24 protein-coding genes are annotated in these 23,742 nt (G+C 42.9%); 10 read left to right on the top strand and 14 right to left on the bottom strand.

Translation table 11 applies throughout. The annotated features are described in order from the left end of the window. Nucleotides 1–65: 65 nt before the first annotated feature. Nucleotides 66–2,372: a 5-methyltetrahydropteroyltriglutamate--homocysteine S-methyltransferase gene (gene metE, locus HDC92_RS15730; RefSeq protein WP_183875868.1), complete on the top strand. Its 2,307-nt coding sequence runs from the start codon at nt 66–68 to the stop codon at nt 2,370–2,372. Between the two features lie 74 nt (nt 2,373–2,446). Continuing rightward, the gene (locus tag HDC92_RS15735) at nt 2,447–3,379 is read left to right on the top strand and encodes an NADP-dependent oxidoreductase (RefSeq protein WP_183875870.1); all 933 of its coding nucleotides are present in this window, start codon (nt 2,447–2,449) and stop codon (nt 3,377–3,379) included. On the opposite strand, the gene HDC92_RS15740 is transcribed toward HDC92_RS15735, so the two are convergent. The 6 genes from HDC92_RS15740 to HDC92_RS15765 form a co-directional block, all read right to left on the bottom strand. Next, nucleotides 3,376–4,461, bottom strand: a complete 1,086-nt coding sequence (locus HDC92_RS15740; RefSeq protein WP_183875872.1) for an acyltransferase family protein — start codon at nt 4,459–4,461, stop codon at nt 3,376–3,378. The two genes, HDC92_RS15735 and HDC92_RS15740, sit on opposite strands and share 4 nt — an antisense overlap. Then, a complete protein-coding gene (locus HDC92_RS15745; RefSeq protein WP_015808940.1) occupies nt 4,458–4,721 on the bottom strand; it encodes a hypothetical protein in 264 nt (87 codons plus the stop codon). Before HDC92_RS15745 ends, HDC92_RS15740 begins: the two co-directional genes overlap by 4 nt. 15 nt (nt 4,722–4,736) lie before the next feature. Beyond that, complete coding sequence (locus HDC92_RS15750; RefSeq protein WP_015808939.1) at nt 4,737–5,396, bottom strand: HAD family hydrolase; 660 nt, start codon at nt 5,394–5,396, stop codon at nt 4,737–4,739. A 20-nt stretch (nt 5,397–5,416) separates the two neighbouring features. After that, a complete protein-coding gene (locus HDC92_RS15755; RefSeq protein WP_221270972.1) occupies nt 5,417–6,640 on the bottom strand; it encodes a sterol desaturase family protein in 1,224 nt (407 codons plus the stop codon). Between the two features lie 328 nt (nt 6,641–6,968). Then, complete coding sequence (locus HDC92_RS15760; RefSeq protein WP_183875875.1) at nt 6,969–7,775, bottom strand: phytanoyl-CoA dioxygenase family protein; 807 nt, start codon at nt 7,773–7,775, stop codon at nt 6,969–6,971. 258 nt (nt 7,776–8,033) lie between these two features. After that, on the bottom strand, nt 8,034–8,810 hold the full coding sequence (locus HDC92_RS15765; RefSeq protein ID WP_183875877.1) for an SDR family NAD(P)-dependent oxidoreductase: 777 nt from the start codon (nt 8,808–8,810) through the stop codon (nt 8,034–8,036). Nucleotides 8,811–8,948: 138 nt separating this feature from the next. Here HDC92_RS15765 and HDC92_RS15770 point away from each other — a divergent pair, with 138 nt between their 5' ends. After that, on the top strand, nt 8,949–9,728 hold the full coding sequence (locus tag HDC92_RS15770) for a DUF6515 family protein (protein WP_255484550.1): 780 nt from the start codon (nt 8,949–8,951) through the stop codon (nt 9,726–9,728). Nucleotides 9,729–9,733: 5 nt separating this feature from the next. On the opposite strand, the gene HDC92_RS15775 is transcribed toward HDC92_RS15770, so the two are convergent. From HDC92_RS15775 to HDC92_RS15790, 4 genes are read right to left on the bottom strand one after another with little or no spacing between them, the layout of a single operon-like run. Continuing rightward, on the bottom strand, nt 9,734–10,954 hold the full coding sequence (locus HDC92_RS15775; RefSeq protein WP_183875879.1) for an ABC transporter permease: 1,221 nt from the start codon (nt 10,952–10,954) through the stop codon (nt 9,734–9,736). Nucleotides 10,955–10,963: 9 nt separating this feature from the next. Then, nucleotides 10,964–11,710, bottom strand: coding sequence for an ABC transporter ATP-binding protein (locus HDC92_RS15780; RefSeq protein ID WP_015808933.1), 747 nt, complete (start codon nt 11,708–11,710; stop codon nt 10,964–10,966). Then, a complete protein-coding gene (locus tag HDC92_RS15785; protein WP_183875881.1) occupies nt 11,707–12,957 on the bottom strand; it encodes an efflux RND transporter periplasmic adaptor subunit in 1,251 nt (416 codons plus the stop codon). The genes HDC92_RS15780 and HDC92_RS15785 overlap by 4 nt, the downstream gene beginning before the upstream one ends. A 2-nt stretch (nt 12,958–12,959) precedes the next feature. Next, on the bottom strand, nt 12,960–14,294 hold the full coding sequence (locus HDC92_RS15790; RefSeq protein ID WP_183875883.1) for a TolC family protein: 1,335 nt from the start codon (nt 14,292–14,294) through the stop codon (nt 12,960–12,962). Between the two features lie 184 nt (nt 14,295–14,478). Here HDC92_RS15790 and HDC92_RS15795 point away from each other — a divergent pair, with 184 nt between their 5' ends. Both HDC92_RS15795 and HDC92_RS15800 read left to right on the top strand, forming a co-directional pair. Further along, nucleotides 14,479–15,573, top strand: coding sequence for a sensor histidine kinase (locus tag HDC92_RS15795; RefSeq protein ID WP_183875885.1), 1,095 nt, complete (start codon nt 14,479–14,481; stop codon nt 15,571–15,573). Beyond that, the gene (locus HDC92_RS15800) at nt 15,545–16,279 is read left to right on the top strand and encodes a LytR/AlgR family response regulator transcription factor (RefSeq protein WP_183875887.1); all 735 of its coding nucleotides are present in this window, start codon (nt 15,545–15,547) and stop codon (nt 16,277–16,279) included. The genes HDC92_RS15795 and HDC92_RS15800 overlap by 29 nt, the downstream gene beginning before the upstream one ends. A 113-nt stretch (nt 16,280–16,392) precedes the next feature. Here HDC92_RS15800 and HDC92_RS15805 read toward each other — a convergent pair whose 3' ends face one another. Together HDC92_RS15805 and HDC92_RS15810 are read right to left on the bottom strand one after the other, a co-directional pair. Then, nucleotides 16,393–16,884 carry an SRPBCC domain-containing protein gene (locus HDC92_RS15805; RefSeq protein WP_255484551.1) on the bottom strand — a complete coding sequence of 164 codons (492 nt, stop codon included), beginning with the start codon at nt 16,882–16,884 and terminating at the stop codon, nt 16,393–16,395. After that, nucleotides 16,868–17,209: an ArsR/SmtB family transcription factor gene (locus tag HDC92_RS15810; protein WP_183875889.1), complete on the bottom strand. Its 342-nt coding sequence runs from the start codon at nt 17,207–17,209 to the stop codon at nt 16,868–16,870. The genes HDC92_RS15805 and HDC92_RS15810 overlap by 17 nt, the downstream gene beginning before the upstream one ends. A gap of 245 nt (nt 17,210–17,454) precedes the next feature. On the opposite strand from HDC92_RS15810, the gene HDC92_RS15815 reads away from it, so the two are divergent. Then, nucleotides 17,455–17,772 carry a helix-turn-helix domain-containing protein gene (locus HDC92_RS15815; RefSeq protein WP_015808926.1) on the top strand — a complete coding sequence of 106 codons (318 nt, stop codon included), beginning with the start codon at nt 17,455–17,457 and terminating at the stop codon, nt 17,770–17,772. A 9-nt stretch (nt 17,773–17,781) separates the two neighbouring features. Here HDC92_RS15815 and HDC92_RS15820 read toward each other — a convergent pair whose 3' ends face one another. Together HDC92_RS15820 and HDC92_RS15825 are read right to left on the bottom strand one after the other, a co-directional pair. Beyond that, entirely contained in the window at nt 17,782–18,795 is a 1,014-nt protein-coding gene (locus tag HDC92_RS15820; protein ID WP_183875891.1) for a GntR family transcriptional regulator, read from the bottom strand. Between the two features lie 64 nt (nt 18,796–18,859). Beyond that, the gene (locus HDC92_RS15825) at nt 18,860–19,741 is read right to left on the bottom strand and encodes an AraC family transcriptional regulator (RefSeq protein ID WP_015808924.1); all 882 of its coding nucleotides are present in this window, start codon (nt 19,739–19,741) and stop codon (nt 18,860–18,862) included. A 178-nt stretch (nt 19,742–19,919) separates the two neighbouring features. On the opposite strand from HDC92_RS15825, the gene HDC92_RS15830 reads away from it, so the two are divergent. The 4 genes from HDC92_RS15830 to murQ all read left to right on the top strand — a co-directional run bounded on the left by HDC92_RS15830 (nt 19,920) and on the right by murQ (nt 23,740). After that, on the top strand, nt 19,920–20,693 hold the full coding sequence (locus tag HDC92_RS15830) for a phytanoyl-CoA dioxygenase family protein (protein ID WP_183875893.1): 774 nt from the start codon (nt 19,920–19,922) through the stop codon (nt 20,691–20,693). A gap of 105 nt (nt 20,694–20,798) precedes the next feature. Next, nucleotides 20,799–21,599, top strand: coding sequence for a sugar phosphate isomerase/epimerase family protein (locus HDC92_RS15835; protein WP_255484552.1), 801 nt, complete (start codon nt 20,799–20,801; stop codon nt 21,597–21,599). Then, nucleotides 21,596–22,888 carry an MFS transporter gene (locus tag HDC92_RS15840; RefSeq protein ID WP_015808921.1) on the top strand — a complete coding sequence of 431 codons (1,293 nt, stop codon included), beginning with the start codon at nt 21,596–21,598 and terminating at the stop codon, nt 22,886–22,888. The genes HDC92_RS15835 and HDC92_RS15840 overlap by 4 nt, the downstream gene beginning before the upstream one ends. Before the next feature lie 36 nt (nt 22,889–22,924). Next, nucleotides 22,925–23,740, top strand: a complete 816-nt coding sequence (murQ, locus tag HDC92_RS15845; protein ID WP_036674183.1) for an N-acetylmuramic acid 6-phosphate etherase — start codon at nt 22,925–22,927, stop codon at nt 23,738–23,740. Nucleotides 23,741–23,742: the final 2 nt, after the last annotated feature.

A 23,742-nucleotide genomic window follows, 5' to 3' on the forward strand; every position in this document is an offset into this window, starting at 1 on the left:
ATGTCCACTGTCAGTAATGCTTTCGCGAAAAAGCAATTTGAAGTTCTAATTAAATCTTTTAAAAAATGTTAACACAAAATCTCGGCTACCCGCGAATTGGTAACCAAAGACAACTAAAAAAAGCCTGTGAACAGTATTGGGCCGGTAAAATTGGTCAGGATGAACTAAACGGGATTGCCCGTAAAATCAAGCAGGATAACTGGCAGACCCAACTCGATGCAGGGATTGACCTGATCCCTTGTAATGATTTTAGCTTTTACGACCAGGTATTGGATACCAGCCTGCTGTTGGGCGTTATTCCTCAGCGATATTCGCCGGTACTTTCAAAGGTAAAGACCAATAATGAAATTGACCTTTATTTTGCTATGGCCCGTGGCTATCAGAAAGATGGTCTGGACATTACCGCTATGGAAATGACCAAATGGCTGGATACCAACTACCATTATATCGTGCCGGAATTTACCGCTAATCAGGAGTTCAGGATTTTTAATGAGAACATTTTTAGCGAATACAATACGGCAAAGCTGCAGCTCGGTGAAAAGGCCAAGCCAGTACTTTTAGGTCCTGTAAGCTACCTTTTACAAGGCAAAGAAAAGGAACAGGGATTTGAACGCATAGACCTGATTAAAAAATTGGTGCCTGTATATGTGGACATCATCAATCGCCTTAGACAACAGGGCGCTAAATGGATCCAGCTGGACGAGCCCTGCCTGGTACTCGACCTTTCGAAAAAAGAGAAAGAAGCATTTGATTATGCTTACCGTGCTATATCCAATCGTGTAAGTAGTGTTAAAATATTGCTTGCTACCTATTTTGAAGCCTTGCTGGACAACACCGGACTGGCCCTAAGCCTTCCTGTTACTGCACTTCATATAGATTTGGTACGTGCACCTGAGCAACTGGATGAAGTGCTTGCACTGATTCCGGACAGCCTGCAACTTTCTTTGGGTGTAGTAGACGGACGCAATGTTTGGAAGAACGACTATGAAAAGTCTTTAAGCCTGATCAATAAGGCTATTGAAAAACTTGGAGCAGACAGGCTGATCATCGCACCTTCCTGCTCATTATTGCATAGCCCGATCGATCTGGATCTGGAAACGGCAATTGATCCTGAGATCAAAAACTGGATGGCATTTGCCAAACAAAAATTGACTGAAGTAAACGAAATCCGCCAGATTGCCGAAGGCAATACGACTTTACTGGAAGCCAACAAAGCCGCCATCGAAAGCAGGCGTAACTCAAAAAAGGTGCACAAACAAGATGTTAAAAACCGTATTGCGACAATCAGTGATGCTGACGCGACCCGTCAAAGTGCATTTCCTGTACGCCAGCGCTTACACCAGGAGCGTTTTAATTTTCCTGCATTCCCAACAACTACCATCGGTTCATTCCCCCAAACTGATGATATCCGTCAATTGCGTGCGAAATTCAAAAAAGGTGACTTAAGCCAGGAACAATATGATCAGGCGATAGCGCAGGCAACTGTTGAGGCCATCCGTTGGCAGGAAGAAATTGGTCTGGACGTACTGGTACATGGCGAGTTTGAGCGCAATGACATGGTAGAATATTTCGGCGAGCAGCTGGATGGTTTCCTGTTTACCAAAAACGGATGGGTGCAGAGTTATGGCAGCCGTTGTGTAAAACCACCTGTTATTTATGGTGATGTGAGCCGTCCGGCAGACATGACGGTACGCTGGAGCAAATTTGCTGCTGCCCAGACTGACAAACCAATGAAAGGTATGCTGACCGGTCCGGTAACAATTTTGCAATGGTCATTTGTGCGCGACGATCAGCCTAGAGATATAACTACCAACCAGATCGCTTTTGCCATCCGCGATGAGGTTGTAGCTTTGGAAGAAGCTGGTATCGGGATTATCCAGATCGATGAGGCAGCTATCCGTGAGGGACTGCCATTGAGAAAGGCAAAGCACCCGCATTACCTGGACTGGGCAGTGAAAGCTTTCCGCATTACTGCCAGTGGCGTACAGGATAAAACACAGATCCATACGCACATGTGCTATAGCGAGTTCAATAACATCATTGAACATATCGCGGCTATGGATGCCGATGTGATCACCATTGAAACTTCGCGTTCTCAGATGGAACTGCTGCAAGCCTTTGCCCATTTTGAGTATCCGAATGAAATAGGTCCTGGGGTATACGATATCCACTCACCACGTGTGCCAGGTATAGAAGAAATGGCGTCACTTTTGGCAAAAGCAGCGGATTTGCTGCCTGTGCGTAACCTTTGGGTAAACCCGGATTGCGGACTTAAAACACGTAAATGGCCGGAAACCAAAGCTGCACTGGAAAACATGGTGGCAGCTGCCAAACAGGCAAGAGCGCAAATCGGCGTAGAAGGAATTGTCTGATTTCAGAACTGCGGGTGAAATAAGCCCGCAGTTTTTAGTATTTTGCCATAGGGAAAAATTAGACAGGAAGATTTATGAAAGCAATTGTTATAAAAGAGTTTGGAGCTGCGGATAAACTGGAGATTTCCGAAATAGAGAAACCTCAGATCATCGACGATCAGGTATTGATCAGGGTAAAAGCTGCAGGGATTAATCCTGTGGATACAAAGATCAGATCCGGAGCACACAGATCTTCTAAAACACTTCAGCTGCCAGCAGTTTTAGGTAAGGATGTAAGTGGGGTAATTGAGCTGACCGGTAAAAATGTGCAGGGATTTAAGGTAGGGGACGCTGTTTTTGGCTGTGCAGCTCAAACTTATGCCGAGTACGTGGCTGCCAGCCCTAACCTCATTGTAAAAAAACCGGAAAATATTACTTTTGAAGAAGCTGCGGCAGTTTCTTTGGCCGCACTTACGGCCTATCAGGCCATTCATGAGCACCTTAAAATCAGGTCCGGACAGCATGTTTTAGTCCAGTCTGCAGCCGGTGGCGTTGGCCATCTGGCTGTACAGTTGGCCAGGATAGCGGGTGCTGTTGTTAGCGGGACAGCTTCAGGCAGGAATATCGGTTTTATAAAAAGTCTTGGTGCAGATCAGGCAATTGATTATAAAAATGAGCGGTTTGAAGAGGTTGTGAAAGATCTTGATGCAGTATTAGATACCATGGGTGGCGAAATTTTGTACCGGTCCATTCAGTGTGTTAAGCCCGGCGGAACAGTTGTCTGTTTACCCTCATCTACAAAAGACGATCCTAAGGCCATTCAGTATGCACAGGAGCGTGGGGTATCGTTAATATGGTTTATGATGGAGCCTAAAAAGGAACAATTACAGGAAATCTCGGACTTGCTGGCAGCCGGCCAATTAAAAGTATCGGTTGAAAAAGTTTGGCCAATGGAAAGTATCGTCCAGGCCCACCAGGAGATAGAGGCCCATGGCGTGCGCGGAAAGTTAGTGGTCCGGATTGCTTAAGCTGGTTTCCTTTTACTCGTTAAATATTTCCTGACAGGAGTATCATAAACTACCATCACCAGATAGGCAAATCCAAGCAAAAGAATCATCCCCGCTGCAATAACGAGTGTTAATTGTGGTGTTCCGGGTTTGTGACTGGTGTAATAGTTGAAGAACATCCATATGGCTGCATAATATGTCATGTACAGCGGATAAGATATTTTTCCGAAGAATGCACACAATTTTTTAAGGCTTGCTTTAAGGTTTGCACCTGCACCCAGGGCAACCAGTAAAGGGAAATAAAGTATTACCACCATGGGTTCATTTAACCAGTTCCATTGGTTAAATGGCAGGAGAAAAGCGAGCAACAACAGTACCGAAAGGCCTGCAAAACCGAGTTTTGATTTAATGATCCAATTGGAGCGGTAGACGAGCATTCCCGCTAAAAAGGAATAGGAAATTCTTGCACCCCCATCCCAGAAATTTTCGCCTGCCCATCCGCCCATTAAAGAACCACCGGCACGATGGCTCACAAAACAAAGCATTACTGCAGCAAGTATGGTGAGTATCAGCAGATAGCGGCGGCTGAGCCTGCAAAGAATAAAGGCATAAACAATATTGGCTATGTACTCCCAGAATAAGGACCAGGCAGGGGCATTTAAGCCGAACAGGTTAAAAAAACGTTCGGTAATTACAGGGTAGGGAATGAGCAGGATGGAACACAGAAAAATCAGGAAAATTTTTCCTGTGCTATAGAGTTCCGGGCTACCGCCAAAAGGGTCGAACAGAAATGCCAGTAAACCTAAAACCGAACCGAAGATCACCAGGGGGTGTAGCCTGATCAGCCTGGACTTAAAAAACTCCTTGATTCCCATTTTTCCGATCCGGTCGTCATAGGCATAAGCAATCACAAATCCCGACAGGCAGAAAAAGAAGTCGACCGCCAGGAAACCATGTGCAATAAAGTTCTTTTCAGGGCGATAAGCCACTTCCATAAAATGGAAAAACACAACGGCCAGGGCAGCTATACCCCTTAATCCGTCAAGGATCTCAAAATGTTGTTTGGTTTTTAAAATTTCGGGGTTTAGGTCTTTGGTGGTCATTCTTCTTCCAGGTAAATTTCATGCACTAGAAACTTTACTCCTTTTATTGGTTCAAGCAATTCGGTGATGTCTTCAGCATCAATATGGTAGATGGTTTCTCCGGCATCTGGAATTTCAGAATTGGGAATCAGTTCAAAAAACTTAACGGGCAGGTCTGTATCCAGTTCAACCAGTTTAATGTAACTTACGCCATTGGCTTTCCAATCCTGCAAAATCTGTCCGTTAAATTGAACATAAGGGTTTCTGTTTTCATTTTCCATAACGTAAAGGTATAGCTATTTAAACAGATTGCTGATCTTGTCATAAGACAGGTCCGTATAATCTTCGATGTATAAGCTGCATGGGGGAAGTTCTGCTTTGGAATGTGAACTGAGTACGCCAACTACTTTCATGCCCGCATTTAATGCGGCAGAAACGCCGGAAAAGGAATCTTCAAAAACGAGGCAGTTTTCTGGTAAAACACCCAGGTTTTTGGCAGAACTTAAGTATACTTCAGGATCGGGTTTGTGTTTTTTAACATCTTCGCTGGCCAGGATAGAGCCGAGCTGTTCGCGGATGTCGATCTTACCAAGGATCAGCTCCAGATTGGCATAGGGGGCAGAGGTTGCTACACCAAGTTTTACCCCATTCTGAGCTAAATCAGCTATGAAGGCTACAATTCCTGCAATGGGTTCTATATGTGGTTCATAAATTTTTCTGAACAAGCCTTCTTTTTCCTGTTCCATTTGCGAAAGTTCATCTCCGGATACAGGTCTTTTAAAAAAATGACTGAGAATGTAGCTGTTGCTTTTGCCGTACATATGCTGTGCAAATTCCTCGTCGGTAGGGTTAAGGTTATGGCCTGAAAAAAATGTACGGAAAGCGAGGGAATGATAGGGATTGGTATGGCAGATCACACCATCCATGTCGAAAATGACAGCAACTTCTTTATTCATGCCGCAAAGGTAGCATGAATTTATATCTTTTCATACCTGAGCACATAACTGCGGTACAAATGGCTTAACCTGAATGTGCTTTCTAAGGCGATCAATGCAACAGCCGGCAATACAATCAGTCCGAAAATATCCATCTTCCAGAAAATAAAGGCCAAAAGCACAATTAACCTGATACATTCCAGGTAATAGATCCATTTTTTTTGTTCCATTAATGCACCGCAATTGATTAAGGTAAGTAAAATGAAACAAACGATAAATGATTTGTCGTCTGAACCCAGATTGCCATAAGCTGCTGTAATGAAAGTGAGCAATGCGATACAAAGTGTAAGCTGAAGATCTAAATAGGTTTTGAATTTAAAGCGGTATGCCGAAACAGGTTTATGCTGAAGGTACTTTTTTTCGAGCGCCGGACGGATATCCTGGTCCATTGCAGCCGGACTGCCGAACAGGATACGCATTTTAGCTTTAAAACCCACAGCGCGCCTGCAGGCCTCGGCCATTTCCAGGTAATAATGAAAATGCTGCCATAAAAAACTATAGCTTTTTATAGGGTGTGTAAGCCCATACCTGGGGGCCTCTTCTTCCTGCTGGAAAGTTCCGAACAATTTATCCCAGAATACAAAAATATCGCCATAGTTCTTGTCTAAATATTTTTCATCGCTGGCATGATGGACACCATGCAACGAGGGGGTAATCAATATTTGCTCCAACCAAGGTAGTTTTCCGATCAATTGGGTATGGGTGAAAAAAGAATAGGCACCATGGACTATCAGGATGCTGATGACCATTGCCGGCTGAAAACCCAGTAGTGGAATGAAGCACCAGAAAATATTTCTGATCAGGGCTTGAAAAACAGTAATCCTTGCCGATACGGTAAGGTTAAACTCTTCACTTTGATGGTGCACAATATGGGCGGCCCATAAAAAATTTACGGTATGTCCCAGCCGGTGATACCAGTACCAGACCAGATCGGTGGTAAGGATGAGCAATATCCATACCCACCAGGTATTTGGAATGTTAAATAAAGCATAGTTTTTATATACCCAGTAAAACAGGCTGTAAAAACTGGCAGAAATAAATAAATTGAGCAACCTTTCGGCAATACCAATACTTAAATTGGAAATGGAACCTTCATACTTAAATACACTTAGCTTGTTCAGCCTGATGGCAAGCTGATATTCTAAAAAAAGAAAAATAAAAAAAGCAGGAATGGCAAAAGCCAAATAGTTAAGCTGGATCATCATTTACAATTATCGGTAATGCACTGTGTTGAACAACAGATGGTTAATTAAAGCCAGGCCATCCGGCCCGGCTTAATGAACAAAACTTAGATATATACCAAAAGATCTAAAGTTTTAGCTAAGATATAAATATAATCTACTAAATTAGTAGTATTTAAAAATAAAGTATACTATTTTTGTCGTTTATATTTCAACTTATTGTTAAACAGCTATTTAAAATCTTTTGGTGTTTAATTTTACGAATAACTTTAGCTGTTGTGTAGTTCTTTGCAGGAAAACCAGCTTACCCGAGCGGATCAGGTAACTTATAATTAGTGCGATCAGCATAGCTTTATTTAACTAATCCGGCAAAACGCTGATAAAAGGCAGTAGGGCTGTTTTCGTGCTTGGGTTCATATTTACCTGCAATAATCGGCAAATAGATCACCCTTCTGCGGCTCTCTTCCCCAATAACCGACGATTGTGCTACACGGTGCCAGAGCCGGCCATCATGTATGGTCAGGTCGCCCGCCTGGGGTGTAATTGCCATTTCATTTGCATCGGCCTTATTGTCTAAAAAATACTTTTTGCGGAAAAGCATCTGGTATAAACTCTGTGTATGTGTGCCAGGCAATACCCTTAAACCTCCCTGCTCTGGTGTTAGTTTGCTCAGGTGTATGCCAACATTGAGCATCGGGTTTAATTTCTGGCCATGAAAAATATCACGCAGGCCATCTGTATGCCAACCCATCTGTGTAAATTTACTTTCATGCCCGTTTACATAGTGGTTCAATACCATTCCGTCCTTTTCTTCGGTACCTAACCTGGCGCCGGGACCAATAAGGTCCAGCAATACCTCAAAACGGGGGTCTTTTGCCAGTTCTGCAAACAACCGGTGGTGCTGGTTAACAAAAGCAAAGCGCTGTACAATTGGCGAGCCGTCCAGGTCTTTACCGTATTTTATAGGTATGCCATTTACTTTCTCACGCTGTTCTTCAAGCCATTGTTTTTGTACTTTTAAAGAGGCGTTGATGATGTCTTTTACAGTTTCCGGTTCGATAAAGTTTTTGAAATGAATAAAACCGTTTTTATTGAAAAAATATTTTTGTTCAGTAGTAATCGTATTGCCCAAAGCAAATTTGATATAGGAATTGCCCATGATCTGGAAATTTTAAAATTAAAAATGTTTAAATGAGTTCATCTGCGGAGGTAGGCAGATGTTAAAGGTAATTGATCAGTAGATGAGATCCTGATTAACAACAACAGCAACAACCTATGCCTTTTGGAAGACACATTCGCATGGTAAATGCGGTATGGATTGGGTTGCTTATAGTCATTTAAATAAAGTCTACTTGTTTAGTAGACTTTACAAAAGTAGTAAAATAATTTTATAAACAAATTTATTTGAAAATAAATTCTATCGTTTGTATAAACCAGCTGTAATCCGTTCAATAAGGGCTTTAGGTAAATATTGGGCACCATAAGCTGATAGTTTGTTCAGGAAGCCGGGAATAATTTCAGCTTTCTTATTGAACATTCCCTTTAATCCTGCCTTTGCTACAACTGCTGGTTGCATGTTAAATTTCTCGGCAAGATCTGCAAGGACATCAAGGCCCGCGCGGTTAGCAAAACCGGTGTCGGTAGGGCCCGGACAAAGACAACTTACCGAAACTGTTGTTTTTTTAAGCTCATACCTTAATGCCCGGCTATACGAAAGGACAAATGATTTGCTGGCGGCATATAAAGCCAGGGTAGGTACCGCCTGATAGGCTGCAGTACTTGAAATATTTAAAATATAACTTTGCTGCTGTTGTTTTAATACGGGAAGTAAATGATAAGTCAGGCTAATGACAGCATCGATATTTAATTTCAGCATAGCCATTTGTTCATGGAGTTCCAGGTTCCCGAAATCGCCCCATAAACCAAAGCCTGCATTGTTGATCAGTATCGACAACCGGTCAGTTTGCTGCGCGCACCAGGCTGCCACCAGTTGGGTTGAATCTGTTAAAGAAAGGTCGGTAGCCAGATAACTTACTTTAACCTGAAATTGTTCTTTTAACAATTCGGAGAGCATACGCAGTTTGGTTTCGGAACGTGCGATCAACAGGAGCTGATATCCGGACCTGGCCAGCTCAATAGCCATGGATTTACCAATACCTTTACTTGCACCTGTGATTAAGGCATACTGTTCCATATCAAAACCTTTTAGGGCGGGTAAAATAACAATAAATTATCATCAATTTGTAAGCTTTAATGTGTTTTAAGAAATTGAATAATCCTTTTCATTGGCCAGTTGTCTTAGTGTTATGGTAGAAAAATAATCCTGGTACTAATGAAAACTTCAAATTTTAAATTGTCAATAATTGCCGGATGCATGGTATTGATCAGCGCATTTACGGTGAATGAGGCGCTGGCCCAAAGGCCTTCAAGAGGTCAAAGTGGTGGTGGCCGACCTTCAGCAGGAGGTAGTACTGGTTCCAGGCCGTCCAGGCCAAGTGTGGGCACGCCGTCCAGACCATCAACTCCTTCACACGGACATATTGGCCGGCCGCCTGTGGTTGTGCGTCCGGGATATCGACCCGGCTTCAGGCCTTACCGCAGGCCATATTATGGATACTATAACTTTTACAGGCCATATCTGGGTTTGAGCATCAATGTTCTGCCTTATGGTTATTATCCGTTTTATTTTGGCGCAGACCAGTTTTATTATTCCGGGGGCTTGTTTTACAGGCAATACGACAACAATTATAAAGTAGTAGTGCCACCGGTAGGTGCCCAGGTGCCAAGCATTCCTTCAGATGCTAAAGAAGTAGTGATCAACGGACAAACCTTTTATGAGTATAAAGGCGTTTACTACAATGCTGTACAGGATGCCAATGGTAAAACCGTGTATGTGGTTGCCGGAAAAGATGGGGTGCTGAATACCGATAACATTGCAGCCGATAGCAATAGCGGTCCGCAGGTTGGGGACATAGTAGACCAGCTACCTGATGGGTACCGCGAGGTATTTATTAAAGGGGAGCAGTACTACGTTTCTGAAGATGGGGTATACTACGAGAAAATTGTTACCGATGGGAAAGTGAGCTATAAGGTAATTGGCCTGGGGAACTAAACCATCTATTCATACCTCAGCGCTTCAATCGGATCCAGTTTGGATGCTTTAAGTGCGGGGTAATAACCAAAAAATATACCTGTTAAAGCACAGACCAGGAAGGAGATCACAATAGAAAATTCAGAAATTACAGTTGGCCAGTTCAACCAGGCGGGAACAGCTATGGCAGCAGAAATGCCAAGCAGCACCCCGATCAGGCCACCTGTAACACTGATTACTATGGCTTCAATTAAAAATTGCAGTAAAATATCAATGCCCCTGGCGCCGATCGACATCCTCAACCCAATTTCGCGTGTCCTTTCGGTTACAGAAACATACATGATGTTCATGATACCGATTCCGCCAATTACCAGCGAAATACTGGCAACTGCGGTTAACAGGGCAGTCATCATGCTGCTGGTCGAGTTCATCATGGTCATCAGTTCAGCCTGTGTCCTTACCTGAAAATCATTTTCTTCACCGGGCCTGATTCTATGTGTGTCTTTTAAAATGCTGGTTATTTCTGCTACAGCGGCATCAGAAGCAGCTTCGCTGGTGGCTGATGCGTAAATCTGATTGAAGTAAATAGAGGAAGTAATCCTCTTCTGTACAGTGGTATAAGGGGCTATGATGATGTCGTCCTGATCCTGACCGAAATTACTGGTGCCCTTTGGTACCAGGGTGCCGATGACCTGGAAAGGGATTTTGCCAAATCTGATGATCTTTCCGATCGGGTCGTCCCCATTGGGAAACAGATTGTCGATCACTGTTTTGCCAAGCAGGCATACTTTAGCCGAAGACCTGATGTCCTGGTCGGAAAATATAATACCCTCTTTCACTACAAGTTTTCTGATGTCAAGGTATGCGGGGCTTACACCCTGGATGCTTGTTGGCCAGTTGTTGGGGCCACTTATCGATTGTCCGCTTGAAGAGACCAGCGGAGAAATTTCTGCAATATTAACAGCATTCTTTTTCAATGCTTCTACATCTTTAAGGGTCAGTGTTTTAAAACTGTTGCCCATCATACGTGCGCCACCTGGTACATTGCTGTAAGGCATAATGGTAATCATATTAGAGCCCATACTTGCCAGGGAAGCATTGATGCTCTGTTTGGAACCCTCTCCGATAGACATCATGGTAATTACCGAAGCTACCCCTATAATAATTCCCAGCATGGTGAGTAATGCACGTAGTTTATTGCGTTGCAGTGCTTTAATGGCTAATCTGATAAGGTTGATGAACTTCATGGCTTTAATTTAATAGTCGTCTGTTTGAGGGAGAGCTGCAAGTGCATCCTTTGCCAGTCTGGTGTTGTTATTGATGGAATCTTTTTGTACCCTGCCGTCCTTTAGCATTACGGTCCTGCTGCTGAAAGCAGCAATATCTGGCTCATGGGTAACAAATACAATGGTCTTGCCATTCTGGTTCAGTTCCTGCATCAGTGACATGATCTCGTAGGATGTACGGGTATCCAGGTTACCTGTGGCCTCATCTGCAAGAATCATCACTGGTTCATTGACCAGGGCCCTGGCAATGGCCACACGCTGTTGCTGTCCGCCCGACAGCTGGTTGGGCATATGGTCAAACCTTCCATCCAGTTTCACAGCCTGTAATGCAGCAATTGCCCTTTCTTTGCGCTCTTTATTCCCAATTTCAGGATTATACAACAGCGGAAGTTCCACATTTTCAAGGGCCGAGGTGCGGGGCAGTAAGTTATAGGCCTGAAACACAAACCCAATCTTATGGTTCCTTAATTTGGCCAGTTCATCCCTGCTCAGTTCCTTCACATTTACCCCATCCAGCAGGTAAGTGCCTTCTGTTGGCTTGTCCAGGCAACCCAGCATATTTAATAAAGTGGTTTTGCCCGATCCGCTGCTGCCCATGATGGTTAAAAACTCACCCGAATCCACATCAAAAGAAACTCCTTTTAAAGCCCTGACGGTTTCAGTTCCCATAATAAACTCGCGTTTTACATCGTGTATTTCCAGGATCTTGCCACTCATCGTCTGCTTCCTCCTCTTCTTTGCGGCATAAAAGGACTGGTGGCTGCTGCTGCCGGCGCTGCGGTTACACCCCCCTCCATTCCGTTAATTACAATATCATTTTGTGTAAGCCCCTCCAGTACCTCTACATGGGTATTGTCGTTTAAACCTGTTTTTATCCTTTTCTGGATAAGCTTCTGTCCATCCAATACCCATACATATGAAGGTTCGGTCATGACTGTTTCTCCATTTGCTTTTCCTGCCGTTTTATCTCTCCTGGGCTTGTTGCTTCCCATTTTATCGCCTCTTTTTTTGTGGGGGAGCGGAACAATCTCATAATTTTTCAATGAAGCCGAATCCGGCCTGAACTTTAGGGCCTGGGCCGAGATCAGTAAGGCATCATTCACTTCTTTTGTATAAATGATGATGTTTGCCGTCATCCCTGGTTTTAATTTCTTGTTGTCATTTGGTGCATCAATTAAGGTAGCATAGGTCACTACGTTTGAGGATATAGAAGGTTGTAAACGGATGTCTTTCACTGTCCCGTTAAAGGTATCATCAATAAAAGCATCAACGGTAAAGGTAGCACGTTGTCCTTTGGCTACGTTCCCTATATCGGCCTCATCTACTTTTGCCTGTACCTGCATTTTAGTGATGTCTTTAGCAATGGAGAAAATGGTTGGCGTATTAAAACTTGCTGCCACAGTTTGACCAATACTTACACTCCTGCCCAGTACCACGCCATCTATAGGCGAGTAGATTTGTGTAAAAGAAAGGTTCCTTTCGGCAGATCTTAACTGGGCCCTGGCATTGTTTACGCTTGCAGTGGCTACCTGAAGGTTATTTAATGCCTGGTCGTAGTCTGCCCGGCTGATCGAACCCGTTTCAAACAGCTGTTTTTGCCTGTTAAAATTTGCCTGCTGGTAAGCCTGGTTACTTTGTGCCTGTGCCACACTGGCCCTGGCCTGGTCAACCGTCGTCTGGATCAATGTTTTGTCAAGCTGGGCCAGCAACTGTCCTTTTTTAACTGTAGAATTGAAGTCGGCATACAGTGCCGAAATGGTTCCGGAAACCTGGGTACCTACAATAACCGTGTCCACGGGCTGCACGGTTCCGGTAGCCGTTACACTCGAAGAAATTGGCCCTATAGTCGGCTTTTCCTGACTAAGTACAACCGGTTGTTCTTTTGTCCTTAAAAAGAAATACCATATCAGTCCGAGTACAACGATAACTGATGCGATAATTAAAATGGTTTTTCTAGACTTCATGGTTACAATTTTATAGGTGTTCCGAGGTAAAATTCATAGATTTTTGCAGCCAGTGCCGCATTGTATTTGGCCTGTATATAAGATTGCATAGCCTGTACATACAGGTTTCTTTGCTGATAGAACTCAACAATATTTGCAGCACCAATTTTTAATTCCTGATTGGCAATGCGGAATACTTCCTGATTATATTTTAGCTGTTCGGCAGCAGATAAGTATTGGCTTTGTGAATTCTGCGCATTGATATAGGCGCTTTCAGTATTTAATGCCAGCGTAGTTTTTGTGTTTTCCAAAGTCAGCTTTGCCTGGGCAATGTCAATTTTCGCTTTGGCCACATTGGTCTTGTTCTGCCGGTTGGTAAAGATCGGGACCGATAAAGTGAAGCCGACCTGCTGGTTAAAATTATTGTCAAATTGCCTGAATACATTGTAATTCGGATCTCTGGCATAACTGCTGCCGATACCCGCACCGAGTGTTAATGAAGGCAGATAACCTGCTCTGGCCTTGCTGAGGCCCAGGTCGGAGAGCTGTACACCCAATTCGGCATTTTTTACTTCCGGGCGGTTTTGAAGGGCATATTGCTGAACTGTGTTTAGATCTGTTATATTTTCTATAGAAAGTATGGTATCGGGTTTCACAATGTCGAAACGTTTTGAATCAGGAAGTTGCAGCAATTGTTTAAGTGTTATTTTATCTTTTCGCTCAGCATTTTCAGCTGCATTCAGGTTATACCTGTCGCCCGCCAGCTGGGCCTCAAACTGTGCAACTACTTTACGTGCTACCGAACCTGCTTTAAACTGGCGCTGGGCCTGGTCAAGCTGGGCCTGGGAAGTTTTTACCAGGTCCTGGTTATAGATAATACTTTCCTTATCTACCAGAATGTTCAGGTAAGCCTGGGTAATCTGTAAAGTAATGTCGTTTTCCTGCTGCAGTATGTTAAAATTGGCAGCCTGGACAGATAAGTCCTTTTGTTTGATGTCAGTTTTAAGGTAGCCACCTCTATAGAGTGTCCATGAAGAATTTAAACCTACTGATCCGGAGTAATTGAGCGCATTTCCATTGGTAGCTGTAGCCTGGTTATAATGGTTAAAGTTCTGCGAAGCCGAGCCATACAGGTCCGGCAGTAAGGCCGATTTGGCCAGCAGCTGGTCCTGTTCTGCACTTTGTTTGTCCAGCTGCAGGCTCCTGATCTGAATGTTGTTCTCTTTAGCATATTGCAAACATGCTGCAAGGTCCCAGACCGGCGGCAAAACTTTTGATGCAGTATCCTGGCTGAAGCCTGGCAGACTAAATCCGCTAAAGCATAAAAGCAGCAGAATTTTCATGGCTATTCTTGACATATCTGTATATAAAATCTAGATTGACTGATCAAATCAACAGCAATTTGGCGGCTAAAAAAAATGAGATAGACCAGTATTGGAAATATACCGACCGGGAGCGCTTAAGTATCGACGGAAAGATTTGCAGTTGTCTCATAAGGTTAGTTACCTTGTACACATCTAACAAAACATTAATTTTAAGTAAATGTTTGCAGTAACAAACCGTTCCTATATAGCCGTCTTACTCCATCTGTTTTCATGGCTTTTATTTGCTTTTGTGCTCCTTTTTCATCAGCCTTTATCCTGGAACATCCATGTCCCCTTTGAGTTCTGGGTCAAACAAAGCTGCGTATTGCTCATGCTGATCATCGTATTTTATATGAACAGCCAGTTGTTTGTGCCCCGGTTGCTCCTGAAAAACAAGATCCTTATTTATGTGCTTGTTATTCTTGTCATCGCAGTGCTGGCCGGGCCGCTGATAAAAATGGTCGACAATGCCTTGAATTTACCCGGGCTGATGGATCGGGCTTTTAGTGAAATTGGTATTCAAAGGCCGCCGAAACGCTCGGGCAGGATTGATGTTTTCCTGCTGATGATGACCTTGTTTATGGTCGGGATCAGTACCAGTGTAACCCTGATCAGGAAATGGCAGGCAGATCAACAGGGCCGGGAAGCATTGGAAAAGGAAAAGATAGCCTCCGAACTTTCCTTTTTAAAGGCGCAGATCAATCCCCATTTCTTTTTCAATACGCTGAACAATATTTATGCCCTGACCCATGTTGATATTGAAAAGTCGCGTAAGGCACTGCATAAACTTTCAAGAATGATGCGTTACCTGCTTTATGAGACCCAAACGGGGAGTACCCCAATCAGTAAGGAGATTTCTTTTATTGTAGATTATATAGAACTGATGAAACTGCGCTTAAACGGGCTGACTACTGTGGTTTTTGAAGAGCCCGTATTAAAGTATGATCCCCCGATTGCCCCAATGCTGTTTTTGCCCTATATAGAAAATGCGTTTAAATATGGGGTTAGTACTACAGAACCATCGGTGATAGATATTGTTATTGAATTAAAGGGGAATGAGCTGAGCATGACCATAAAAAACCGCATATTTAACAATTATGCAGAAACTGCTGATGGCTACGGCGGAATAGGGCTGAGCAACACCAAAAGAAGACTTGAATTGTTATACCCGGGCAGACATAATTTTTCGGCTTATGAAACCGCTGGACCAGCTGAATTTATTGTTAACTTAAACCTTGTTCTTGATGATACTGAATTGCATAGCAGTAGATGATGAGCCACTGGCGCTCGGTTTGATCTGTAGTTTTATAGAACAAACACCTTTCCTGAAATTAAAGGGAAGTTTTTCGAGTGGTATAAAAGCACTGGAAACATTAAATGAACAGGACATAGACCTCATCTTTCTGGATATCCAGATGCCTGATCTGACTGGTCTGCAGCTGGCCAGAACGCTTGATGGCAGATCTGGAAACAGGAGGCCCAGGTTAATATTTACCACTGCATTTAACAATTATGCGCTTGAGGGCTATAAAGTGGATGCATTGGATTACCTGTTGAAACCCTTTGATTATGAAGAATTTTTAAAGGCAGCTGATAAGGCAAGGGCATATGCCGAAATGCAGCAGGCTGCTGCCCTGACAGGAAGTACTGCAGAACAGGAAGGATATTTATTTTTAAAAGTTGAATATCAGCTGGTAAGGGTTGCCATAAAAGACATTATTTATATTGAGGGCTTAAAAGACTATGTAAAAGTATACCTGGAGCATACCGATAAACCTGTTTTAACATTAACCAGTTTAAAGGCGCTGGAACAAAAGCTTTCTCCGAAAACATTTATGCGTGTGCACCGCTCGTACATTGTACAACTGGAAAAAATAACATCGGTAACTAAAAATGCAGTAAACATTGGGGAGCTGAGCATCAGTATTGGCGATCAGTATAAGGAAGCTTTTAATGGGTATTTGAGTAAGTGGTTGTAAAAATAATGCAGCAGGGGGGATGGCAAGCTATCCTTGATAATTTTAAGAAATATTCAGAGGCCAACGCTTAGCAAAAACCGGGGTGTTCCTAATGGATGCCCGGTTTTTGTTTTTTAATCAGTTTTTACATCAATAAGTGCGTTCAGTTTATTGAACATTTTGATCCAGCTTTGGTAAGCACCGGTCTTTTTAGCTTCCGCTTCATCTACCGTCTGGTGTATGGCAAGCTTGGTCTGCTGGCCAATACTGGTAAAAGTTACGGTAGTTAATATTTCTTCAGGCCATTCTTCCGGTTTTCCTGCTGCTATAGCGCGTACATCTTCAGCTTTTTCATTGCTGAGGATCATCGAAAAAACCAGTCTTTCAGGAAATATGACCTCCTTGTAAATACCTTTAATCCAACAGGGGCCATGAACCGGATCGTGGATGCAGGAATGGAAACCACCTGTTTCCCGTACATCAATGGTTTTAAACTCTATGGTACAGCCGTCCGGGGCATACCAATGCTTTAGCTGTTCAGGATCTGTCCAGGCCCTGAATACAACTTCCCTGGGTGCATCAAAAAGATGCGTAATGAAAAGTTCTTTTTTAGATTGTTCCATCATTTTTGTCTTTGGTTTGAATTTCTTTGAGGTAATTGTCCAGTTTTTCGAAACGGTTTACCCATAGTTTTTTGGATTTTACTACCCAGTCGCTCACTTCATCCAGTTTGTCCATTTTTGCCTGGCAATAGCGCTCCCTTCCTTTTTGGGTAATCTCTATCAGGCCGCATTCGGTCAGGATTTGTATATGCTTCGATATGGCCTGCCTGCTGATATCGAAGCTCTCGGCAACGGCATTGAGGTTTAAGGGTTCTGCGGCAATTTTCAGGATGATATCCCTGCGTATGGGATCGGCTATGGCCTGAAATACATCTCTTCTTGTAATCATTATATGCAACTATTTGGTTGCAAAAATAAATGCAATTATTTGGTTGCGCAAATTTTTTTGAAAATAAAATATACTGGCTGGAATTTTTACGATCGTCTGCTGAAAGGATAACAATACCCTATCAAATGGGATTAAATGGATGAGGTAAATTGGGTATAAATGAATAAATTGAACAGCGGCTTCTTGAGTTCACATAATTATCTTCGGGGAAAACCGGACCAACTCTAAAGATAATACGCCAAGAAATGAATGATAGCACTGGTAAAAAGATAAAAATGCTCAGGCGCCAGAAAAAGTGGGCACAAAAAGACATGGCAGGTATGTTAGATATTTCTGTTCCTGCGTATAGTAAAATTGAATGTGAAATTACCGACATCAACATTACCAGATTAATACAGGTAGCTGATGTATTGGGGGTAGAGCCCTGCACACTTTTGCCGGGCCATAATGGGGACGACCTGCTGAAAGAGGAAAATAAAAAGTTAAAGGAAAAACTACAGTATGTTGAAAAAGAGATGATGAACTTACAGGCAAAGCTCATCGGAATGTATGAAGCCCGATAAACCGCACTGTTAAAAAGATTTTCTGTCGATCATTAGAAAAGGATTTTCGATCCGCTTTGGTTTGTTTTTGATGATCATGTCTGCCATCGATCTTCCCATCTGTTCAAAATCTGTGGTGATGGTCGTAATCCCATCAGCAATGATGCTTTTGAGCGGAGTTTCGTTATAGGAAAGGATACCGATATCGCTACCCAGTTTCCATTTGTTCTTCCTGGCTGTCCTCATCAGTCTGACCAGGTCAATATCGTCCATAACAATGCAACAGTCAAACTGCTGCGGTTCATAATTAGCCGTATCCCTGATTACCATGGCCGGAAAATTTGTTTTTTTAAATACAGCAGTAAAGCCATTTACCACACCCTCAGTTTTAATGTTGTCGGGAAACAATAAGATCATCCGTTTATATTTTTTGAGCTGTTCAAAATGTAATTTCAGGATATCCGAAATGTCTTTTTCATAATTCTGGCATACAGAGGGATAGATGTTACCAAACTCATCCAGTCCTGAATCAAGAATATAGAGTTTTTTAGGGTCAAGTTGTTTTAAAATGCCTTCCGTTTTCTTGTTGATCTCGGGCATGATCACAAAAGTATTGTAGTAGGCTGCATGGTTTTGGACCAGTGTTTCAAAAACGCTGATGTTGTGGTGGTGAAAATAAAGATCTACTGTAGCCTGGTTTTTGATTTGCCCGATAAAGGCATTGTACAACACTTCCCGGTAAGGGTTGAATGTACTGAGCAGCAAAAAAATATTTTTCTTTGCCTGCACATTTGTACTGGTCACAAAATATCCTTTTCCGGGAGTAGAGTCGATAATCCCGGCTGTTTTCAATTCATTATAGGCCTTAAATATGGAGCCTCTTGCCAAAGAATGCGCCGCCGCTGTGGAATTTACAGAGGGTAACATATCCCCGTTTTTCAATACCCCGCTGGTTATGGCATCGTGAACAGATGCCACAATCTGTTTGTACAATGGCAATGATAAGGTATTGTCAATTTTTATGATCGCATCATTGTCGTCCATCTTCCTCTTATTTCATGGTTTGGTATCCGCAAAAATAGACCATAATTATATTAAATTATAACGTTTAAGTTTTTAGGTTGCGCTGTTTAAATTCGGCCGGACTTACACCTGTATATTTTTTAAAGACTGTAGCAAAATACTGGGAAGAAGAAAAGTTGAGTTTAAAGGCAATTGCTGTCACCGATTCGCTGTCTTTTAACAAAAGCAGCTTTTTTGCTTCTTCAATCTTAGTCCGCAAAATATAATCTACCGGCGGCATGCCAAATTCTTTTTTAAACCAGCTTTTAAAATGGGAATCAGACATAAACAGCGCTTTCGCCAGCAGTTCTATGGGCAGGCTTTCATAAATGTTGTTGTGGATATAGTTTTTAATTTCCGAGATCCGGTCTGATTGTGCCCTTACTGGATTTTTTTGTGAATATTCAATTACTGTTAAAAGAAAGTTGCTGATCAGGTTTAAGGTATGAAGTTTATATAAAGGTTGCTGTACAGGCTCTTCATGCAGGGCAAACAGCTGGTCCAGCATTTTTTTCATAGCATCGCTTCCTTTAAAATGGCGTTCTTTTATGCCCAGCAGCTCTTTTATAAAAACAGCCGATTCTTCATTATCATAGTGGAGAAATTTTTCTTTTTCCGGGATCTGGACAATTAGCCAGTATAAAGTGCCTTTTTCTTCCGGGTGTTTGGCGGTTCCATGCGGTTCGTTGGGGAAGGTAATGAAAACATCGCCCCCCCTGATCTGATATTCTTTCCCGTTTACCTCATATACCTGCATGCCTTTATCGCAGTAGCAGATTTCCATCATGCCATCATGTGAATGGGTTTCCAGCTCGCCATGTACATGTTTATAGGAATACCGGCCCAGTCTGACTTTTCCGTCAAGGTTAAACTTATTGAAAGTTATGATGCTCCTTTCTGTGGTGGAGCGGGTATCAAAGTCCGACATGTATAAAATTGTATGTTCCTACTAAATTGAAAGTTATGCTTGGGCTCAAGGGTTAAATTTGATTAAAATAATCCAGCAAATCAAACACGAGGCGCTGAATTGTAAAACCAAATATATACGTATGGACCCCCTGTACAAATTCATGTGCGGGCTTCACTACATTTTAAAATATATAATTATGGGAAAAACGTATTTATCTGCAGAACAGATAGCTTTTTTTAAGGATAATGGATACCTGACCGTTGAAGATATCATTACACAGGATGAAGTGGAACGTTATAAAACCATTTATAACGATTTCCTTACAAAAAAAATAGATGTGGGGGCAAACCGTTCAGACCTTGGTGACGGCCTGGGTAAAAATAAAACCAAAGAGAACATTACACAGATCATGTGGCCAAGCGATTTTGTGAAGGAACTGGTTGATATGCCCTTTCATCAGCGGGCACTGGCGATTAGTAAGGAACTGATCGGTGAAGACGCTGAAATGGATTTTGATATGCTGATCAATAAGGCCCCGCATACCAATACCAATACACCATGGCACCAGGACGAAGCTTATTGGTTAAATGTACCTGATAAGCGTGCTGTAAGCTGCTGGCTGGCATTAGATGAAGCTACTGTCGACAATGGTTGCATGTGGTTTGTACCTGGCTCCAATTTAAAAGAGGTACGGCCACACCGTTTTGCAGGGAAAGAAGGAGGCGCGCTTACCTGTGATGCCAGCGAAGATGAAGGAATATACGTTGAGCTTAAACCTGGTTCCTGTACTTTTCATCAGGGCCGGACACTGCATTACAGCAGGGGCAATTCAACCAATACCAGCCGCAGGGCTTTTATCCTGAATTTCAGGCCTGCTGAAATGATTAGATATGAGCGTGAACGAGGTTTTGACCATGGGAGGAACAATGCAGGCGAGCGGAAATTAAAAAATGATGACTTTAAAAATTAATGTTAAAAATGTGAATTGCAATTTGGGTTTGGAACTGATATATATGTTGTTTATATTTATGTACCAGTATATACCAGTTTATTGTAGGAATGTGAACCAGCGCTTATGAGGATACTTTACTTTTGTACAACATGGGGACAAAAAATGAGGGGATGGGATGATTTTTTTACAAAGATCGTTGCACACGGTTATCAGGGTGTGGAAACTGATCTGCCAGCAGAGGGGGAAAGGGATGTATTTATGGATGGCCTGGATAAATATGGATTAAAGTTTATTGCCCAGCATTGGGAAACGACAACAGCAGACATGGAACTGCATAGGCAGCAGTATGAAGAAAGGCTGCGTAAGCTGGCCGCTTTAAAACCGCTGTTCATCAATTCGCATACAGGTAAAGATTTTTTTAGCCATGAACAAAACTGCAGTCTGCTCGGTATTGCCGAAAAGGTTACCCGGGAAACCGGCGTACAGGTGCTTCACGAAACGCACCGCAGTCGTTTTGCCTATGCTGCACATGTTACCATGCCTTACCTGCAGGAAAACCCTACATTGCGGCTTACCTTAGATGTATCCCATTGGTGTGCCGTTGCTGAAAGTTTGCTTCAGGATCAGCCCGAGGCAATTGATATGGCCATAAAGCATACCGCACATATTCATGCAAGGGTAGGCTTTGCTCAAGGCCCGCAGGTAGCTGATCCCTCATTGCCGGAATATAAAGAAGCACTTGATTTTCATTTGAACTGCTGGGATAAGGTGATCCGTAACTGTAAAGATGAATTCCTTTGCATCACCCCGGAGTTTGGTCCTTTACCATATATGCCCATTGGCCAGCCGCCTGATCAGCAATGGCAAAACAACCTGTATATAATGAACTTATTAAAAACCAGATATCAGCTAAACCAATCATGATAAAAGAAACTAAAGTTGGAAATTACAGGTGGTTCATTTGCTTCATGCTTTTTGCAGCCACAACCATAAACTATTTGGACAGGCAAATTCTGGGTTTACTGAAGCCTACGCTGGAGAAAACTTTTAGCTGGACGGAAACAGATTACAGCCATATTGTGATGGCATTTACAGCCACTTATGCCATAGGGCAATTGTTATATGGAAAGGTAATTGATAAAATTGGCACCAAGCTGGGTTATACCATATCTGTAACGGTATGGAGTATTGCTGCCATGTTACATGCAGCAGTGCGGTCAACTTTTGGTTTCGTTGTAATGCGGGGCTTATTAGGCTTGGGCGAATCCGGTAATTATCCTGGAGGAGTTAAAACGGTTGCCGAATGGTTTCCTAAAAAAGAAAGAGCCCTTGCCGTTGGTATTTTTGACTCGGGTTCCAATATCGGAGCCTGTGTGGGGCCACTACTGGTGCCCTGGATACTGGCAGTTTATGGCTGGCAAATGGCTTTTATCATTACAGGGGCTTTAGGTTTTATATGGCTGGCTGCCTGGATGTCCTTTTACGAAATACCGGTTAAACAAAAGAAACTGAGCGCTGCTGAACTGGATTACATCAACAGTGATGAGGATGCGCTTACAGAAAATAACGATACCAGCACCGTAACCTGGAAAAAATTATTGGGGCTTAAACAAACCTGGGCATTTATTGCCGGTAAGTTTTTTACCGATCCGATCTGGTATTTCTTCCTGTTCTGGCTGCCATCTTATTTTGCTACACATTTTCATCTGGACCTTAAAAAGCCAAGTTTGCCGCTGGTAATCGTTTATACCGGCACCATGATTGGCAGTATTGGTGGTGGATATCTTTCATCCTGGCTTATCAAAAAGGGCTGGCCGGTGTATAAGGCCCGCAAGGTTGCATTAATGGTGGCAGCGGTATGTGTTATTCCGATCATAGCAACCCGGTATACTACCAATATGTGGTTTGTAATAGCATTAATTAGTCTTTCAGTAGCTGCAAACCAGGCCTGGAGTGCCAATATCTTTACCATTGTTTCTGATATGTTCCCTAAAAAAGCAGTCAGCTCTGTGGTTGGCCTGGGGGGGATGGCAGGTGCAATAGGTGGGGTATTGTTTCCGATGTTCATCGGTTTTATCCTCGATTTTTATAAAGGTGCCGGAAATATAGTAGCTGGTTATAACATCATTTTCCTGGTCTGCGGTTGTTCCTTCCTGGTCGCATGGCTGGTCATACACCTGCTGGTACCAAAAATGGACAAGGTTGAACTTTAATCAGAAATAGAAAATTAACATAGTTGATATATAAAAATGAGTTTTATCAAAACAACTGAAATGCCATCTGTTTACCGTCATCTGGAAAAGATGTCGACCCCACAGCTATTGAACCACATCAATGATGAAGATGCTACTGTGGCAGTTACGGTACGCAGGTTGATCCCAACAATTGCGGGCCTGGTTGATGCGATGGCAGAAAGGATGGAGCAGGGGGGCAGGTTATTTTATATCGGTGCCGGTACCAGTGGCCGGCTTGGGGTGCTCGATGCCAGCGAATGTCCGCCAACCTACGGCGTATCTGATGATGTGGTGATCGGCGTAATGGCCGGGGGCGATGAAGCTTTACGTTTCGGAATTGAAGATGCAGAAGACAGCCCGGAACAAGGCTGGCTGGACCTTGAAAAATATAACATCAACGATAAGGATACCCTTATCGGGATAGCTGCAAGCGGCACTACACCTTATGTACTGGGGGCTTTAAAAACAGCCCGGCAGAAAGGTATCCTTACCGCCTGTGTGGTGTGCAATGCCGGTTCACCAATTGCGGGATATGCCGACTTTCCCATAGAGGCTGTAGTGGGGCCGGAGTTTGTAACCGGTAGTACCCGCATGAAAAGCGGTACTGCACAGAAACTTATTCTGAACATGATCTCTACCAGTGTAATGATCCGTTTGGGAAAAGTGTTGGATAACCGCATGGTAAACATGCAGATCAGCAATGAAAAACTGGTAGACCGGGGTGTAAAAATGCTGATGGAGAAAACGGGGATCACAGACTATGAACAGGCAAAGGCCAGTCTTTTGAAATACGGGAACGTTAAAAACGCAATAGAAAAATTAAGGATATAATT

The organism is Pedobacter sp. AK017, assembly GCF_014200825.1.
Taxonomy (GTDB): Bacteria; Bacteroidota; Bacteroidia; order Sphingobacteriales; family Sphingobacteriaceae; genus Pedobacter; species Pedobacter heparinus.

Bases quoted from the DNA above. Each gene is read 5' to 3' on its own strand.
- metE (WP_183875868.1), top strand. From the start codon at position 66: ATGTTAACACAAAATCTCGGCTACCCGCGAATTGGTAACCAAAGACAA.
- HDC92_RS15735 (WP_183875870.1), top strand. From the start codon at position 2,447: ATGAAAGCAATTGTTATAAAAGAGTTTGGAGCTGCGGATAAACTGGAG.
- HDC92_RS15740 (WP_183875872.1), bottom strand. From the start codon at position 4,461: ATGACCACCAAAGACCTAAACCCCGAAATTTTAAAAACCAAACAACAT.
- HDC92_RS15745 (WP_015808940.1), bottom strand. From the start codon at position 4,721: ATGGAAAATGAAAACAGAAACCCTTATGTTCAATTTAACGGACAGATT.
- HDC92_RS15750 (WP_015808939.1), bottom strand. From the start codon at position 5,396: ATGAATAAAGAAGTTGCTGTCATTTTCGACATGGATGGTGTGATCTGC.
- HDC92_RS15755 (WP_221270972.1), bottom strand. From the start codon at position 6,640: ATGATGATCCAGCTTAACTATTTGGCTTTTGCCATTCCTGCTTTTTTT.
- HDC92_RS15760 (WP_183875875.1), bottom strand. From the start codon at position 7,775: ATGGGCAATTCCTATATCAAATTTGCTTTGGGCAATACGATTACTACT.
- HDC92_RS15765 (WP_183875877.1), bottom strand. From the start codon at position 8,810: ATGGAACAGTATGCCTTAATCACAGGTGCAAGTAAAGGTATTGGTAAA.
- HDC92_RS15770 (WP_255484550.1), top strand. From the start codon at position 8,949: ATGAAAACTTCAAATTTTAAATTGTCAATAATTGCCGGATGCATGGTA.
- HDC92_RS15775 (WP_183875879.1), bottom strand. From the start codon at position 10,954: ATGAAGTTCATCAACCTTATCAGATTAGCCATTAAAGCACTGCAACGC.
- HDC92_RS15780 (WP_015808933.1), bottom strand. From the start codon at position 11,710: ATGAGTGGCAAGATCCTGGAAATACACGATGTAAAACGCGAGTTTATT.
- HDC92_RS15785 (WP_183875881.1), bottom strand. From the start codon at position 12,957: ATGAAGTCTAGAAAAACCATTTTAATTATCGCATCAGTTATCGTTGTA.
- HDC92_RS15790 (WP_183875883.1), bottom strand. From the start codon at position 14,294: ATGTCAAGAATAGCCATGAAAATTCTGCTGCTTTTATGCTTTAGCGGA.
- HDC92_RS15795 (WP_183875885.1), top strand. From the start codon at position 14,479: ATGTTTGCAGTAACAAACCGTTCCTATATAGCCGTCTTACTCCATCTG.
- HDC92_RS15800 (WP_183875887.1), top strand. From the start codon at position 15,545: ATGATACTGAATTGCATAGCAGTAGATGATGAGCCACTGGCGCTCGGT.
- HDC92_RS15805 (WP_255484551.1), bottom strand. From the start codon at position 16,884: ATGATGGAACAATCTAAAAAAGAACTTTTCATTACGCATCTTTTTGAT.
- HDC92_RS15810 (WP_183875889.1), bottom strand. From the start codon at position 17,209: ATGATTACAAGAAGAGATGTATTTCAGGCCATAGCCGATCCCATACGC.
- HDC92_RS15815 (WP_015808926.1), top strand. From the start codon at position 17,455: ATGAATGATAGCACTGGTAAAAAGATAAAAATGCTCAGGCGCCAGAAA.
- HDC92_RS15820 (WP_183875891.1), bottom strand. From the start codon at position 18,795: ATGGACGACAATGATGCGATCATAAAAATTGACAATACCTTATCATTG.
- HDC92_RS15825 (WP_015808924.1), bottom strand. From the start codon at position 19,741: ATGTCGGACTTTGATACCCGCTCCACCACAGAAAGGAGCATCATAACT.
- HDC92_RS15830 (WP_183875893.1), top strand. From the start codon at position 19,920: ATGGGAAAAACGTATTTATCTGCAGAACAGATAGCTTTTTTTAAGGAT.
- HDC92_RS15835 (WP_255484552.1), top strand. From the start codon at position 20,799: ATGAGGATACTTTACTTTTGTACAACATGGGGACAAAAAATGAGGGGA.
- HDC92_RS15840 (WP_015808921.1), top strand. From the start codon at position 21,596: ATGATAAAAGAAACTAAAGTTGGAAATTACAGGTGGTTCATTTGCTTC.
- murQ (WP_036674183.1), top strand. From the start codon at position 22,925: ATGAGTTTTATCAAAACAACTGAAATGCCATCTGTTTACCGTCATCTG.